12 protein-coding genes, 2 tRNA genes and 1 pseudogene are annotated in these 16,810 nt (G+C 41.6%); 6 read left to right on the top strand and 9 right to left on the bottom strand.

The window, feature by feature from the left end; genetic code table 11:
• A pseudogene (tnpC, locus tag AACW06_RS17425) lies at positions 1-856 on the top strand (IS66 family transposase); the annotation flags it as partial.
• 745 nt (positions 857-1,601) lie between these two features.
• Positions 1,602-3,176 (top strand): phosphodiester glycosidase family protein, encoded by a 1,575-nt coding sequence (locus AACW06_RS17420; protein ID WP_192076048.1) that lies wholly within the window; start codon positions 1,602-1,604, stop codon positions 3,174-3,176.
• 90 nt (positions 3,177-3,266) lie between these two features.
• Here AACW06_RS17420 and AACW06_RS17415 read toward each other — a convergent pair whose 3' ends face one another.
• The 5 genes from AACW06_RS17415 to AACW06_RS17395 form a co-directional block, all read right to left on the bottom strand.
• Positions 3,267-3,551, bottom strand: coding sequence for a hypothetical protein (locus AACW06_RS17415; RefSeq protein WP_192076047.1), 285 nt, complete (start codon positions 3,549-3,551; stop codon positions 3,267-3,269).
• A 73-nt stretch (positions 3,552-3,624) separates the two neighbouring features.
• Positions 3,625-3,715: transfer RNA gene (locus tag AACW06_RS17410), tRNA-Ser, on the bottom strand.
• 152 nt (positions 3,716-3,867) lie between these two features.
• A tRNA-Pro gene (locus tag AACW06_RS17405) sits at positions 3,868-3,944 on the bottom strand.
• Between the two features lie 62 nt (positions 3,945-4,006).
• On the bottom strand, positions 4,007-5,812 hold the full coding sequence (locus AACW06_RS17400) for a DUF3413 domain-containing protein (RefSeq protein WP_171980564.1): 1,806 nt from the start codon (positions 5,810-5,812) through the stop codon (positions 4,007-4,009).
• A gap of 11 nt (positions 5,813-5,823) precedes the next feature.
• Positions 5,824-6,060 carry a YejL family protein gene (locus tag AACW06_RS17395; protein ID WP_192076046.1) on the bottom strand — a complete coding sequence of 79 codons (237 nt, stop codon included), beginning with the start codon at positions 6,058-6,060 and terminating at the stop codon, positions 5,824-5,826.
• 84 nt (positions 6,061-6,144) lie between these two features.
• Here AACW06_RS17395 and yejK point away from each other — a divergent pair, with 84 nt between their 5' ends.
• Positions 6,145-7,146 (top strand): nucleoid-associated protein YejK, encoded by a 1,002-nt coding sequence (yejK, locus tag AACW06_RS17390; RefSeq protein WP_053311774.1) that lies wholly within the window; start codon positions 6,145-6,147, stop codon positions 7,144-7,146.
• A gap of 86 nt (positions 7,147-7,232) precedes the next feature.
• Entirely contained in the window at positions 7,233-8,507 is a 1,275-nt protein-coding gene (locus AACW06_RS17385) for an Hpt domain-containing protein (RefSeq protein WP_238336737.1), read from the top strand.
• Positions 8,508-8,564: 57 nt separating this feature from the next.
• On the opposite strand, the gene nhaC is transcribed toward AACW06_RS17385, so the two are convergent.
• Positions 8,565-10,007, bottom strand: a complete 1,443-nt coding sequence (nhaC, locus tag AACW06_RS17380) for a Na+/H+ antiporter NhaC (protein WP_192076045.1) — start codon at positions 10,005-10,007, stop codon at positions 8,565-8,567.
• A 426-nt stretch (positions 10,008-10,433) separates the two neighbouring features.
• On the opposite strand from nhaC, the gene asd reads away from it, so the two are divergent.
• The gene (gene asd / locus AACW06_RS17375) at positions 10,434-11,549 is read left to right on the top strand and encodes an aspartate-semialdehyde dehydrogenase (RefSeq protein ID WP_192076044.1); all 1,116 of its coding nucleotides are present in this window, start codon (positions 10,434-10,436) and stop codon (positions 11,547-11,549) included.
• A 38-nt stretch (positions 11,550-11,587) separates the two neighbouring features.
• On the opposite strand, the gene AACW06_RS17370 is transcribed toward asd, so the two are convergent.
• Both AACW06_RS17370 and AACW06_RS17365 read right to left on the bottom strand, forming a co-directional pair.
• Positions 11,588-12,451 (bottom strand): ion transporter, encoded by an 864-nt coding sequence (locus AACW06_RS17370; protein WP_192076043.1) that lies wholly within the window; start codon positions 12,449-12,451, stop codon positions 11,588-11,590.
• A 50-nt stretch (positions 12,452-12,501) separates the two neighbouring features.
• Positions 12,502-13,140 carry a YchE family NAAT transporter gene (locus AACW06_RS17365; RefSeq protein WP_192076042.1) on the bottom strand — a complete coding sequence of 213 codons (639 nt, stop codon included), beginning with the start codon at positions 13,138-13,140 and terminating at the stop codon, positions 12,502-12,504.
• Between the two features lie 625 nt (positions 13,141-13,765).
• On the opposite strand from AACW06_RS17365, the gene adhE reads away from it, so the two are divergent.
• On the top strand, positions 13,766-16,441 hold the full coding sequence (gene adhE, locus AACW06_RS17360; protein ID WP_192076041.1) for a bifunctional acetaldehyde-CoA/alcohol dehydrogenase: 2,676 nt from the start codon (positions 13,766-13,768) through the stop codon (positions 16,439-16,441).
• Between the two features lie 169 nt (positions 16,442-16,610).
• Here the strand turns inward: adhE and AACW06_RS17355 are convergent.
• A partial coding sequence (locus AACW06_RS17355) for a transposase domain-containing protein (RefSeq protein WP_192076040.1) occupies positions 16,611-16,810 on the bottom strand: 200 nt, incomplete at its 5' end.

Here is a 16,810-nt window from a genome sequence, read left to right as displayed (position 1 = left end):
TTAAGGAGCAATTCGGTACGACTTTTTCAATTGGCGCAATCAGTGAAGCTCAAACTCGTGTTGCCTCAATGCTTACCCCACTGCACCAAGCCATCAAAAGTAATATTCAAACGGCTCCGTTAGTACACGTCGATGAGACTTCACACTCACGAAATAGTGAAGAGCGTTTACGGTGGTGCTGGTTAGTATCGAGCGACGATTTAGTGTACGAAAAGATCCTATTCTCTCGCACCATTCACTCAGCTAAAGCGGTTCAGGGCGCCAATTACTCTGGGGTTGTCGTCAGTGACCAATATGGTGGTTACAACTGGATATCACCAAATAAACATCAGCTATGTTAGTCACACGTGCTCCGAAACTTACAACAGATTGCGGATTACATAGGTAAAGGACATACAGCTAAAATAGGGAAACGACTTGTTATGCTCAGCAAAATTAGTCTTTCGAACGCGACATTTTTGGGAGTCCGAAACGATAAAGGATAACCTGTACCTAAACAGATTAAGTCGAATAAGACAGCGTTTTAATTACTGGCTCAGTAAAGGGATCAAGCAAATACCAATTCAACGCTATCAAGGTCGCTGTAAAAAACTGGATGAGCATAGCCCAAGCTTGTGGTTGTTCCAAAATACCATTAACCAACAATGAAGCTGAACGTCGACTTCGTGGCTTTGTCATTCAAAGCAAAATCAGCTACGGCACTACCTCGGATGCAGGCGATAAGTTCCGAGACCGTCTACACTCGCTAATCGAAACGTGTAAAAAGCGAAAGATATCGTCACTTGATACGCTTTCACGCATAGTCAACGCTGTTGTTCGTCAGCAGCCATACCCAAATGTGCTCGATCTTAAATAAATGAGTTTTTACCTAAGCACTTAGTCAACACGCTGCTGGTGAACGCTTACAATTTAAATGCGCAGACGAAAACTGACATTGCCTATCGTTACGAGCCAAATTTTTGTACTGCGGTGCAGTCATCGGCAGACTGAACCTGACCAAGTGCAAACGTGATGTTGTCGTATTACCTTTCAGTGCTATATGAGTTTCGAGGTTTCAGATACGAAAAAAAACCATTATTTATAGAGGGTTGTTTCTTTATGTGGCGGAGAGATAGAGCTTTGAAAGCTATCTTTATCATTTTAACTTATTGATATTTAATTAAGTTTTCCTACGACGTAAAAGTTGGTTGAACGAAGTTGTCACTCAAGAAGTTAGGGTTTAGTTGGTAAAAAGTCAAGCATATATGTCAAAATTTATACAATTTGAGTTAATCACCGGTTTCCATCAATACACTGAGCGAAACTCATAATTGGACAAAAGTGAGTTGCGACCTATAGAGCATTCTGGCTTTTCGGATTATTTCTAGTATTGCAACCATACGACCTGTCTACAAGTGGTTGGTCAAATTCTCTTATCCACTACACAACGATATTTTCTCCCTTTTTAATGATAATTGTCTAAATTTTAACACTCATCACAGAACTTGATGAGTATCTTGTTATTTAATTCACTAAGTAAATTAACTTCGAAAAATAAGAGGGCAACCCCGTTATTTACTAAACACTACGCAGAAAAATACATTAAATTACAAGGACTTAATATGAAATATTCCATCATCGCTGCTGCATGTTTGTTTTCGTTTTCAACATTTGCTTGGGACGTACCCGATTTACTGATAGGCAAGGAGGGGCTTAATCAACAAGTACAACACGTAAATTTGTCACAGGGTATTGACTTATACAACGTGGTTAGAGGTTACTCTTCAAAAGAGGGCTTTTTACTTTCTAGTGGACCACTAGATAAAGGGGCATTGGACGACTATAAGGCAAAGCTTCTAGCTGCATCACAAAAATTCAGCCTAGAAGATGCTCCAGAATTAACTCCTGAGGGCAAGAAAATCGACAGCATTTTAAGAGTTCGAGGGTTCAAAACACTTGAAGATGCTAAAAATGCTTTGAGTAAGTTTAAAGCAAAAGGTCTTAATTTTTCTGTTAGAGCTGCGGCGCAAGATGGCTACCCTACAACAGGTCCTTTTGAAATCAGTTTACTTCGGGTTGATTTGTCTCAGTACAAAGGCCAAATCAACACAATTTTAGCGCAAGATCATTTGATTGGTGGTGAAACAGTTACATCGATCGCCTCTAGGCTTGATGCGATTGCTGCTATCAATGGGGGGTTCTTTGCTTTTAATGACAAAGTTGGTGATTTGGGAGCCCCTGCGGGGATTTTCGTTAGAGATGGAAGCTTGGTTAGAGAAGCTGCAAATGGTAGACCGGTAGTAGTATTCGACAACACAGGAAAGTCAACTAAGGTGGATATTGCTACTTCTGTTACGTCACAAATACAATTAAAGATAAATAACGAACAGTCGATTCAAGTAGATGGAATGAATAGAAAGCCGGGGGTAATTCTCAATTGTGGAGGTTATGGGGATACTCCTACCAACCAGGTCGTACATGATTTTGTGTGCCAAGATGAAGATGAAGTTATTGTTTATGAACAGTCTTATGGCGGCAAAACTCCCAGCGGTGATGGCTCGGAAATCGTAATCAACAGCAAAGGAAAGGTCGTTGATATTCGAGATTTTAGAGGCTCACAAATTGAACCAGGAATGATGTATATTCAATCTACTGGTCAAAAAGCTCTAAAAATTACTAAATCAGATTCCGTCACCTTAAATACAATTGTAAGCATCGAAGGTGAAGAAGTAACACTGAAGCCCGGAATTTCAATGTTTAGCGCAGGCCCTACACTGATAGCTGACAGCAATTTTGCTAGCGACTATAGAGCAAACCAAGGCTGGAGTGCATACCCTCCGATAGGTGTAGTTAAAGGAGGACAGGATGATGATGGCATCGGGGGTAGCGCTAAATCAGAAAACCGTGAAAACTTCTATAATGGTTGGGTTTTAAGACGACACCCAAGAAGTGCATTGGGAATAACCCAAGACAACATACTTTACGCAGCTGTAGTTTATGGCCGCCAGCCAGGACAATCTGAAGGCGCAAACATAACTGAAATGTCAAAACTAATGATTGCTTTAGGTGCTGATAAAGCGATCAATTTAGACGGTGGTGGCTCATCTATGATGGTTGCAAACGGAACTAGCACTGGCAATTCATCTGACTCTGTAGAGAGAAAAGTATCTGACGCTATTGTTTTTCTTAAAGAGTAGTTATACGAGCTTATATAAAATCTGATTCATTGAGATACATTAAAAGGGCTATCATTCATGTAGCCCTTCTGGTCGCGGTAGGAATAGCGGTCACCCGCTACTGTAGTAACGATTCTGGTCTTCTTCACGATAATTACTACATAGCGTTTCAACAACAGCATCAATAGAAGTTGAGCAGGTGTAGAAATCCATATCTGAATCTTTGAGCAAATCGATGAACTGGCTCTTTAAGTGAGCGCTCATCTCAAGATTTCTGATAATGGCAAGCGTTAAAAGAGAAATACGCTTTTCAGTGGGATAACCCTTTTTCTGGAGTGCAGAAGGGTAGTTTACGCGAGTATAGTAGACGCTAGAAGTATGCTTGAAGAGGTACATATGTGTATCAGGGATTTTTGTACCGTAGAAAAGAAAAAAGCTGTTGAAAAATCAACAGCTTAATTCACAAAAATGGCGGAGAGATAGGGATTTGAACCCTAGAACCGCTATTAACGGTTGCCGGTTTTCAAGACCGGTGCTTTCGACCACTCAGCCATCTCTCCGTGTTGTTGCGCATATTAGCGATACTATTTTCACTTGTAAAGTGCCAAAATGACCGTTTGGTTGTTTTGTGTGCGTTTAATGGTGTTTTTTATCAAAAGGTATATGTTTTTTATATAAAAAAAGAGAGCCGAAGCCCTCTTTTCTAGGTGTATGGTCGGACTGAGAGGATTTGAACCTCCGACCCCCGACACCCCATGACGGTGCGCTACCAAGCTGCGCTACAGTCCGATTTGCGTAATCTACTCATTTTTCTTTTTATCGTCAAGAGACAATAGTTCTAACAGCCTGATTTAATTATCTTTAGCATAAAAACGCTGCAGTTCGGTTAAGCCTTGCATCAGAACTGGTAGCGTTGGGCTGGTATTGCTCTGGCGCTGATAGTTTTCATCAAATAGCTTGAAGTTGCCAAATTTGTCGATAACCGTGGTTTGCTTTGCAGTGATGAGTGCTAATTCTCTTGAGTCTCCAGCCAAAATCCACTTTCTCTTGCTTTCATTAAACAAGTTTCTGCCACTGCTAAAATCGGTTGGGTTAGAAGAAACTCCTAGTAGATCTTGAAGCAGAGTTACTGAAAAATCGAGGTGACTTGAGCGATGTGAATATTCCCCTGCGACTTTACCAGGCCAATGGATAATCATCGGAACCTGTAATTGGTAGCGGCTGTAGTTGCTATTTGCGCCCCAACTATTGGTTTTAGTCTCATTAAATTCGGCGCCATGATTAGAAGTGATTACGACAACAGTATTTGCTTGCAGTTGTAATTCTTCTAGCTTGTTAAACAGGAGTCCGAGTTCTTTGTCAGCGGAATTTGCCGAGTTATTATAACCAGCTCTTAAACGGTCACTGGTACTACTTTTGGTTGGTGATTTATCAAAATCATTAAAGTTATCAACCGTAGTAAGTTCCAAGTAACTAAACCAAGGTTTATTTGCCTGTTGTGGCACCCATTTCGCCCAACGTTCAATAGTTTGTTCGTCATGACTACTGTTTTTGTTGAATGGTGCTTTTGATACATTCAGGTTTCTGAATACCGTCTCTTCATAGAGTGAGTCATCAAAATTATCACCACTGAACAGCCCAAATTGATAGTTTTGCTGCTGAAGAACATTAATCAATATTGGTGATTCACCTTGAGAGCGAATACTGCTTGCATAACTACTAGGCAGACCGTAAAAGAGGCCAAAAATACCAAACATATCATTACTTGAACTGTAATGATTATTGAATTTCAAGTTTTGGCTGGCAAATTGATAAGCACTTGGCATGATCTCAGGTGTCAATACATCGCTTCTTAAATTGTTCACGCTAACGAGTAAAATGTTCAGGTTATTGGCTCTGCGTTCAAATTTAAGTGGTTCGATAGGGTAACGAACCAGGTCAACATTATCAGGCTTGTCTTTTAAGCGTTTTAGATATTCGTCACGGTTAAATAACCCATGCTCTTCCATGAATGATTTTGCTGTCATTGGATAGGAAAGAGGAAAATTCGATTTTTGACTGGTCACAGAACTTTCTAAATAAGCGTCAGACCAAACGTATATCAAATGGCTAGTAATAAAGCTTACAAAAAAGACAGCCGCGATTGGGCGACCAACGTGCTTGTGTGATAATTTTCTTTGTTTACGCCACACCCATTCGGACAAGCCAAGCTGCAACAGAAAAATGAGCGGCATGACAACAAATAAATGTTGCAAGTCAGCGCTGATCGTACTGGCTTCATCGGTAAACAGTAACTCCCATACTATTGGGGTCAAATGGAGATTGATTGCTTGATAGGCTTGAGTGTCGATCAATAAAGTCGTTAAGCCTAGGGTAGCAAAGCAAACAGCCACAAAACGAAATAGTTTGCGTGACGGAATGACAAATGTCAGAGGAAATAGCACGAGTAGATAGAGAGCGAAAACAAGAAACCCAAAATGCCCAACCCATGAAAACGCCAGGTAAAATTGCCCCAGCAAGGTTTCAGGCCATGGTGATTGGACAATGTATCGAGTACCAATAAGCATCGCTGCTATTATGTTGAAGAAAGCAAACCAATGCCCCCAACCAACCAAACGTGATACGCGTTCACCGTATGTATTTTCGCTATCTACCATGTGATTTCTATCTATACATTCTTATTAGTGATGTTGTCTTCTAGAGACGACATTAAAGCATAAGCAAATTTTTCAGCAATCGCCTTGCGTTGTGAAGCTGCAACGTTCTGGTTTAAGACATTGGTTGCAATATTTCCCGCAATCATAAGAGTGAGCTCTGGAGAGGCACTGTGTTTTTCGAGAATGGCAGCAACCTCAGTCAAAATCGTTTCAATTTTCTCGTCGCTGTATTTAGATGTAATTGGCATAAAGACTCTAATGATGATAGTAAAAGCGGCTTATGATAACCTACAATGCCTTACAACTGAAACCAGAACGATGATAATTTCACTATGAGCCTTCATCTTACCAACGTGATTTTGCACCAACTGAGCAAAAATGAACAAGACGAGCTGGTTGTTAAGTACCGCTCACAATCCTTAGATAATGATACTTCTACAGAAAACCTAGTCGCAGAGCTGCATCGCGTATTTAACTCGAAGGCAGGTAAAGGCTTTGGTTCGTTTAAATCTGACAGTGATTTTCAAACTTGGTTGCAGGAACTTCGCCAAGGTGAGCGTAATTTTTATGATTTTTCTCAAGTTAGCGCCCAGAGGCTAAAAGAAGAATTGTCAAAATATCCTTTTGCCGATGAAGGTATTTTAGTGATGGCTGAATATCAGTCTCTCGCGACCGATTACTTATTTATCGGGATCCTGCCTCTTAACCAAAGTTTGAAAGTGACAGAAGGTTTGGATATTAGTGCCACCGATTATCTCGATATTAGTAAAATGGATATTGTTGCTCGTATTGACTTATCCAGCTTTGAAACCGACAAAGAATCGAATCGTTACCTTGCTTATATCAAAGGGCGTGTAGGACGCAAAGTATCTGATTTCTTTTTAGATTTTCTACAAGCTGATGTAGGTTTAGATACCAAGGTTCAAAACCAAGTCTTGATGCAAGCGGTGCAAGATTTCTGCTCTGATTCTAAGCTAGAAAAAGATGAAGCGATAAATTACAAAAAGCAAGTGTACGACTATTGTAACGAACAGATTAAAGCAGGTGAAGAGATTCAAGTTCGCGAGTTGTCTGGTGAACTGTCACCAAGCCAAGATGGGACCAGTTTCCTAGAGTATACTGCAGCACATGGCTATGATCTTGAAGACAGTTTTCCCGGTGATCGTTCTACCGTACGTAAGCTAACTAAATTTGTTGGTGCTGGTGGGGGGCTAAATGTTAGCTTTGATAGCCTGTTGCTGGGTGAGCGTATTTTTTACGACCCAGAAACGGACACGTTAACCATCAAAGGGACACCGCCTAATCTACGTGATCAATTGACACGAAATCGCTAAAAATTGATGAGGAAGAGAGCTTGAGATAGCTCTCTTTTTTATTATCGTTTTAATCGGTAACAGGGCAGGCTCACTATTTTAGGTATATGCTTGTATTTAATTGTAAATTAGATGTGGTAGCGCAAGTGTTTGGTTATAGAAAATGGAATGGTATTAAAGTCAGATATTATCTGTTGATCCTTCTCGGTTGGGTAACTTTGATTGGTACTGTTTATTGGCAGAACCATTCTAGTTACCAAACAATGTCAGCGGTAGAAGAGCTCGGCAATTGCGTTGATGAATTAAGAAGCTCACTTTATTTCAAAGAACCGTACCGTTCCGCTCGTGCTAATGACTTGGCTTTGAATGTTCAGTTACTCTATTCGCTACGTTTACAGCTTGAAGTGGAACACCGGGTATACATTTTTCAGCCTGATATTCAGCAACTGTTGCACGTAACAGATCGATATATCCAATTAACAAGATCTTATTTGTCGATTGAGTTAAAGATTCAAGAGTTAGTTGAACAGTTGAAGTTATTGCGTGATAAGCCGACTATTCCCCCAGAAGTACAACAAAAATACACGACTTTGGGTGCCTATGTATTTGAAGCGATGTTTAGCGATATGGAGCAAAATCCTCAAATATATCGCACATTAGATAGGCTCTATGTTGAAGCTCAACAGTTGCCTCCAGCGCAAAAGCAAGAATTAGAGCAGTCGTTAGCACAAGCTTCGGAACTACTGAACCAATATGCCCAAGGAGCATATTTAGTACAGAACTTATTGCGTCACTCTATCTATCAACAAATTACCAATGTTGAGGATCAATACCATTATTTGCTCAAATCATATGGTTATGTGATCACCGCTATTAGTGCCATCGCAATGTTGTTGATGGGCTGGTTATTAAGTATTTCGAGTCAAGTGGTGGTAGGTATGGAAACGGTTGAGCCAGATGAAGAAGGAACAGTTGTAAAAGAACCTAAAGTACAGAAGGCTGAGGTAAATGAAATTATTGATACGGCAGCCTTAACGCCTAAATATGTTGAGTCAAAGGTGGATGTGCAGCAGATGCTAGATGCCCTAAATGGAGATAACGATTCAGTACAAATGTTACTCGGTGTCTTTATTCAAGATCATAGTCAAGATGCAGAGCAACTTGAGTCGTTAATTCATTCCGATAGAAAAGGAGCACGAAGGCGAGTACATAGCTTAAAAAGTGTGGCAGCAAATCTAGGTGCTGAAGGTTTAAAGCAGATCTCGTATGAGATTGAGCAGGTGTTAGATAAGGGTTCAATACCTAGTGAAGAGCAACTTCACCTTTTGGCTAAATATCTATCTTCTGCCATTGAGAGTGCGCGGCTTCATTTAGACAAATAACAAAAAAGCTGAGCACCAAATGGGCTCAGCTTTTTATTTGTTAAACGGATTACTTAGCTAAACGGACTGTTTTTTTAAGCTGAGTTCGGCAAGTTCTTCATCGGTTTCTGTTGGTGTTGTAGGGTCACACTTATCAACGAACCAACCCATATATGAGGTAAATATGGTGACGATGATGCACACAAAACTTAACCACATAAAGGGCGCATAAGAAAGAGTTGCAACACCTAAAATACTCGCCATGTATATACCATTATCACTCCATGGAACCATGCCTGAAGTTAAGGTGCCACCAAATTCGGCATTACGTGATAGATTCTTGCGTTGGTAACCTAATCGGTCGTAGTTTTTCGCGCAGATTTTAGGCGTCAGTATCAAGGATACATACATTGCAGAGCCGAAAACGTTACCCATAAATGCCGTGCCAATCGTGCTAGTAGCCAGAGAACCTGCGCTCGTTACACGGCGTTCGAATAGCTTAGCTATGGTTTCTAAAACCCCAACCTTATCCAGTAAGCCACCAAATCCAAGACCAAATACGATCACAGCGACTGAGCCTAACATTGACGACATACCACCACGGTTTAGTATCGAGTCGATAAAATCAACGCCAGATTCAATGCTATAAGGAGCCCAAGCGGTATTGAAAGCGCGTAGGAAATCGACATCTTGGATCATCACCGCCCAAATAATACCAAGCAATGAGCCGAAGCTAATGACAGGGAAAGACGGCATACGCATAGCCAACAGACCAAGGACAATCAATACCGGAACAAATGAATACGGCGTAATGTAGAATTGTGTCTCCATGGCTTTAATAACACCTTGAACCTGAGACATATCGACATTACCTGCGTAATGGAAGCCAAACAGTGTAAACATGATGCCAGTAATGATGTAGCTGATTAAAGCAATGGGCAGCATCCCTTTGATATGCTCCATGACTTCAACGTTCGACATTGATGAAGCAAGAATCACTGAATCTGACAACGGTGACATCTTATCGCCAAAATAGCAGCCAGATAGTACAGCACCAGCAGTTATTGGCGCAGGAACACCTAGACCTTGCCCAATACCCATCATTGCAATGCCGGCTGTACCTGCTGCGCCCCATGATGTACCAGTCGCTAACGCAGTCAGAGAACAGATAATCATTGTGGCAAGAAGGAAAATCGAAGGATGTATTGCCTGAAGGCCATAATAAATGATGGTTGGTACGATTCCGCCAGAGATCCAAGTTCCCACTAGTGCACCAACGGCTAAAAGTATTAAAACAGCGCCTAAACCGTTAGAAATACCATTAAGTGCTGCTTTTTCTAAATCTTTATATTGGTGACCCAATCTAACACCCAACACAATGATGATAAACCAACCAATATATAGAGCGAGTTGGATAGGTAAATTGAGTTGAGCAGTAAACGAAAATGCGAGTAATAGGAATAAGCCTAGTGCAATAATAACTTGCATTAGGCTTGGCAGGCGTTGGGGGGCTTGCGTCATAAAAGAGCCTCTTGTCAGATTTATGAGCCAAAGGCATTTTCATGCCCTTACTGAGTTAGCCTGCACTTTACATCACCCAGAATAATATATCGACATTAAACCTCTCGCATGTGATTCGCGTCGCTCATTCGGTTAATTAATAGTACTAAATGTTGCCTTCGGTTAAAATTAATAGAGCAAAATGTTTTGTAACATGGATTTGTTGTGTAACAAGGACGTGGTAATTTAGCGTCTGGTTTATTATTAAATTCTGAATAACGACTTAAATGGTGATTTCCTAACTCTTGGCCATTTTTAGTGAATAAGGGGTTTTTCAGAACAAAAAGTAACGATTTTTACCAAGAAAGTCTTGAGATTTTATGCTGAACCACTTATAGATGGTGGGGTACATTTTTTACTTTTTTAGATACACGGAGAGTTAGCGCGATGAGAGTAGGTTTAGTTGGTTGGCGTGGTATGGTCGGTTCTGTATTGATGCAGCGTATGATTGAAGAAAAAGACTTCGATCTGATTGAGCCTGTTTTTTACAGTACATCCCAAATCGGTATTCCTGCCCCTTCTTTAGGAAAAGAAGCGGGTCTTCTGCAAGATGCCTACGATATTGATAGTCTAAAACAACTCGATGCGGTGATTACTTGTCAGGGTGGTAGCTATACTGAAAAGGTTTACCCGGCATTACGACAAGCGGGTTGGAAAGGGTATTGGATCGATGCGGCATCCACCCTCCGTATGGACAAAGAATCCATCATCACTTTAGATCCTGTTAACTTAGCACAAATCCAGCAAGGCATTCATTCTGGCACCAACACGTTTGTTGGCGGTAACTGTACTGTCAGCCTTATGTTAATGGGCTTAGGTGGTCTGTATGAAAAAGGTCTTGTTGAGTGGACTAGTGCCATGACTTATCAGGCGGCCTCTGGCGCAGGCGCGCAGAATATGCGCGAGCTTATTTCTCAAATGGGTGTTATTAATGATTCAGTCAGCTCAGAGCTTGCAAATCCATCAAGCTCTATTTTGGACATTGATAGAAAAGTTGCGGAAACCATGCGTTCGTCTTCTTTCCCAACGGATCAATTCGGTGCGCCACTAGCAGGTTCTCTTATCCCTTGGATTGACGTTAAACGTGATAATGGTCAAAGCAAAGAAGAGTGGAAAGCGGGCGTTGAAGCGAACAAAATCCTCGGTCTTCAATCTTCACCAATCCCAATCGATGGCACCTGTGTGCGAATCGGTGCAATGCGTTGTCACTCTCAAGCATTGACGATTAAGCTAAAGCAAAATGTGCCAATGGATGAGATTGAAGAGATGATTGCTACCCACAATGATTGGGTTAAAGTGATTCCAAATGATCGTGATATCACCGCTCAAGAACTAAGCCCAGCAAAAGTGACGGGTACATTGTCAATTCCTGTTGGCCGCTTGCGTAAAATGGCAATGGGTGATGATTTCTTAAATGCCTTTACGGTTGGTGACCAACTCTTGTGGGGTGCTGCTGAGCCATTACGTCGTACTTTACGCATTATCCTGGCTGAAAAGAAATAAATATTGTTTTTCATAAAAACGTATTCTACCGAGAGCGCCTAAAGGCGCTCTTCTTTTTGATGGCTCTCAATTGGAACGACTCTCTTTTCTGGATCTGCTAGTTGGCTACCACAATGCTTGCAAAATAAGGCGTCTGATTCATGACCGCTTTGTGAACAATTTGGGCATTTGACTAACTGGCGGTGTGAGTACATTTCATTATTCAGTTCAGCAGTAATGATGCCGGTTGGCACTGCCAGAATCGAATACCCTAATAGCATCGTCATCGCAGCAATACCTTGACCTAGTGCCGTTTTGGGAACTAAATCTCCATAACCAACGGTGGTAATCGTCACAATCGCCCAGTAAATACTTTCGGGTATGCTGTTAAATCCGTGCTCCGGCCCTTCAATCACAAAAATTAACGCGCCAAATATAGTCACAAGAATGGCAACTGCACTGAAAAATATGAATATTTTTCTTTTTGCCATCATTAATGAACGAAGCAAAATATTTGAATCTTGTAAATAACGAACCAGCTTGAGGATGCGGAAAATACGTAACACACGCAGTAGGCGAATTACGCCCATAAACGAGGCGCCAGGGAAGAAAAATGCAATATACGTAGGCAAAATAGCAAGAAGGTCTACAACGCCATAAAAACTTTTTGCGTAAGCACTAGGCTTTGGTGAACAGTACAACCTCAGCAGGTATTCGAGTGTGAACAGCGTGGTAAATGCATACTCACCATATCGTAGCCATGAACCCCATACCTGAGCTACTTCGGGTATTGACTCCAGAATGAGTATCGACAGAGATATCATGATTGCAATGATCAGTGATAAATCAAAAGCCCGGCCCGCTTTGGTATGAGTACCAAAGATGATGATGTAAAGGTGATGCTTAATAGATTGCTGAGACATGATATTGCGACACAGTAGGTAGGTCGCAATATCATAGCGTTAATAGAGTGTTACGCCAATCCTGGGAACAAGTTTCTTAATCCGTTAGCGATGAACTCGATACCAAGTGCTCCGAGAATTAAGCCCATAATCCGTGTGATCACGTTAATCCCTGTTTGACCTAGCAGCCTGACAATGTATGGCGCTGAGCGAAACAGCATCCATGAGCACAAACTAAACACAACAATGGTAATGGCGATCCCGACGGTATCAAACAGGCTTGGATAACGCGAACCATAAACGATGGTCGAACTGATGGCGCCTGGGCCAGCCATTAATGGCATGGCAAGAGGTACTACCCCAATTTGCTCGCGGCTAATGTATTCAGATTTTTCTTGTTTGTTCTGCTTATCCTCACCTAACTTACCACTCATCATTGAAAACGCGATGCTTAACAAAAGCAGACCACCGGCAACACGGAATGAGTCGAGTGAAATACTGAACATATCTAAAAGAAGCTGCCCAGCGAGAAGCGAAACAATTAAGATCACAGCAACAGCAATATTCGCAGTAGCGGCTGTTTTGTGCTTTTCTTCTTGTGTCATGTGCCCCGTTAGGGACACAAAAATAGGCATAATACCGACAGGGTTAACTGCGGCGACTAAACCTAAGAAAAACTGTAAGAAAATGGCTAGCTCAATGGTTTGCATGGCGTCAGTCTCGGAGCGATCACTTAGATGAAATATTTCGTACGTAATGTAAGCCAAACCAGAGAATATCACGAATGAAAAAAACTAAAGTTATTGGCGTTTCATTGCTGAGAAAAACTAATTCGACACAGCTAATGTTTGTGAATTGTTTTTGACATGAGGGCTAAAGGTGCTAGTTTTTACACAATTGTTAACATCTGTACATTTTTAATAAAATATAGAGCTGTCGGTGATGCTTAAAGCGATAGTCGATATACTGTTAGTAGCACGTAAAAGGCAATGAATTTTGCCTGTATTGTTCAAAAATGAAACTTTTTTACAAAATGTTTTAGCTTTTAAATTTTTTGTTGTTCAAGTGAAGCTTTTTTAATCATGTGATTTGTTGTTGTTTTGTTTTTATTTTTCAATGATTTAATTGTTGTTTTTGTTGGGTTTTACCCCTGAGTAGGTAATTAATTTTTCAGAACTGATCTGAGTCAATTTTTTTCATACTCTGAAATATTATACTCAGTCCTGAAAGCAATTTACTAAGTTCTACGATTACTTAAGTCATTGAGAGAATTAACCCTTAGAGACTGTGTGCTTAATAAAGAGTTTTTAATTTTTCTATTTTAGGAGATCCACTATGCCTGTAACAAATTTGGCTGAACTTGATGCACTCGTAGCTCGCGTAAAAGCAGCTCAAGCAGAATTCGCTACTTACTCTCAAGAGCAAGTAGATAAAATTTTCCGCGCAGCATCATTAGCAGCTAACCAAGCTCGTATTCCTCTAGCGCAACAGGCGGTAGCCGAGTCAGGGATGGGTATTGTTGAAGATAAAGTAATCAAAAACCACTTTGCTTCAGAGTACATTTACAACAAATACAAAGATGAAAAGACATGTGGCATTCTTGAAGAAGACGATAGTATGGGCACTATGACTATCGCTGAGCCTGTAGGTATCATCTGTGGTATCGTACCAACCACTAACCCTACTTCTACCGCTATATTCAAGTCTTTAATCTCTCTTAAAACTCGTAACGGCATTATTTTCTCGCCACACCCACGTGCGAAGAACTCGACTAACGATGCAGCGAAACTAGTTCTAGATGCAGCAGTAGCAGCGGGCGCACCAAAAGACATCATCGGTTGGATTGACCAACCATCTGTAGAGCTTTCTAACGCTCTAATGAAGCACGATGGTATTGCACTTATCCTTGCAACTGGTGGTCCAGGTATGGTTAAAGCTGCCTACTCTTCTGGTAAGCCAGCAATCGGTGTCGGTGCGGGTAACGTTCCTGTAGTTATCGATGAAACAGCGGACATCAAACGTGCTGTTGCATCTATCCTAATGTCTAAGACTTTCGATAACGGTGTGGTATGTGCTTCTGAGCAAGCTGCAATCGTAGTAAGTGAAGTATACGATGAAGTGAAAGAGCGTTTTGCTTCTCACAAAGCTCACGTGTTATCCAAAGCTGATGCCGATAAAGTACGTAAAGTACTTCTAATCGACGGTGCGCTAAACGCGAAAATCGTAGGTCAACCTGCACCAGCAATCGCTGAAATGGCGGGTGTTAAAGTTCCTGCAGACACTAAAGTCCTTGTCGGTGAGGGTCTAGGTAAAGTGTCTTACGATGACGAATTTGCTCACGAGAAACTATCTCCAACTCTAGGTCTATTCCGTGCTGATAACTTCGAAGACGCGGTTGCTCAAGCAGTAACCATGGTTGAAATCGGTGGTATTGGTCATACATCTGGTCTATACACTAACCAAGATGTAAACACAGACCGTATTCGTTACTTCGGTGACAAACTGAAGACTGCTCGTATCCTTGTAAACATTCCAACTACTCATGGTGGTATCGGTGATCTTTACAACTTTAACGTTGCACCATCTCTAACTCTTGGTTGTGGTTCATGGGGTGGTAACTCTATCTCTGAGAACGTAGGTCCTAAACACCTAATCAACAAGAAAACTGTTGCGAAGCGAGCTGAAAACATGTTGTGGCACAAACTACCTAAGTCTATCTACTTCCGTCGTGGCAGTTTGCCAGTTGCTCTAGGCGATCTGGAAGGTAAGAAACGCGCATTCCTAGTTACTGACCGTTTTCTATTTAACAACGGCTATGCAGATGAAGTAGTGAGCCTATTGAAGGCTTTGGGTATGGAAGTTCAAACATTCTTCGACGTAGAAGCTGATCCTACATTGTCTATAGTTGAGAAAGGCGCTGAAGCAATGAAGAGCTTCCAACCAGACCTAATATTGGCTCTAGGTGGTGGTTCACCAATGGATGCAGCTAAAATCATGTGGGTAATGTACGAGCACCCAGAAACTCACTTCGAAGAACTAGCAATGCGCTTTATGGATATCCGTAAACGTATCTACAAGTTCCCTAAAATGGGTCAAAAAGCTGAGCTTGTATGTATTACTACAACTTCAGGTACGGGTTCAGAAGTTACGCCATTCGCGGTTGTTACCGACGACAAAACTGGTGCTAAGTATCCACTAGCGGACTACGAACTAACACCAAACATGGCTATCGTGGATGCGAACCTTGTTATGAACATGCCTAAGTCTCTAACTGCATTCGGTGGTTACGATGCAGTAACTCACGCACTAGAAGCTTATGTGTCAGTTCTAGCGAACGAATACTCAGACGGTCAAGCTCTACAAGCACTTAAGATGCTTAAAGAGTACCTACCATCAAGCTACGCAAATGGTGCAAACGACCCAATCGCTCGTGAAAAAGTGCACAACGCGGCTACCATTGCTGGTATCGCATTCGCGAACGCGTTCTTAGGTGTGTGTCACTCTATGGCGCACAAGATTGGCAACGCTTTCCACTTGCCACATGGCTTAGCGAATGCTCTACTTATCTCTAACGTAGTGCGTTATAACGCGAACGATAACCCTACTAAGCAAACAGCGTTCTCTCAATACGACCGTCCACAAGCACGTCGTCGTTATGCTGAAGTTGCTGACCACCTAGGTCTGAGCCAAGCTGGTGACCGTACTGCTCAGAAGATTGAACGTCTACTAGCATGGTTGGAAGAGCTGAAAATTGCACTAGATATCCCGCTATCAATTCAAGCAGCTAGTGTTCCAGAAGCTGACTTCCTAGCGAAACTAGACCAACTATCAGTTGAAGCGTTTGATGACCAATGTACAGGTGCTAACCCACGTTACCCACTAATCAGTGAGTTGAAAGAAGTTCTAACCGCTTCTTACTACGGCAAAGCATTCGTTGAAGGCGAAACGTTTGAAGGCACTACAGTAATTAAGAAAACTGAAGAGCCAAAAGCAAAGAAAGCTAAAAAGTAAGTAATACTTTTATGAGTTGTTTTCGCTAGCACGTAACATCTCTAGTAATCATGAGCCCTACCATTTGGTAGGGCTTTTTTGTATAGAGAAAACTCCCAGCTAGGCTGCAATGTAGATCAGATAAGGATCCACTACATGCCGTATCCGCCCCACGATCCCACGGGGCGTTTTAGTGTGAGAAGTTCCAAGGAAGAAGTGAGTTGATATCAGGCTCTGGCTTTGCCAGTTCCCTCATACATTTTACCATGTAATCGTAGAGTATCAGTCCGTTAGCTTTCGCCGTCTCGATGATGCTATACAGCAAAGCACTCGCATCAGCACCAAGCGGATTCGTCGAGAATAACCAATTTTTTCTGCCAATAACCAGCG

It is taken from the genome of Vibrio sp. S12_S33 (genome assembly GCF_963889785.1).
Lineage (GTDB): Bacteria > Pseudomonadota > Gammaproteobacteria > Enterobacterales > Vibrionaceae > Vibrio > Vibrio aestuarianus.
This window is presented reverse-complemented; position numbering and strand designations above follow the sequence as displayed.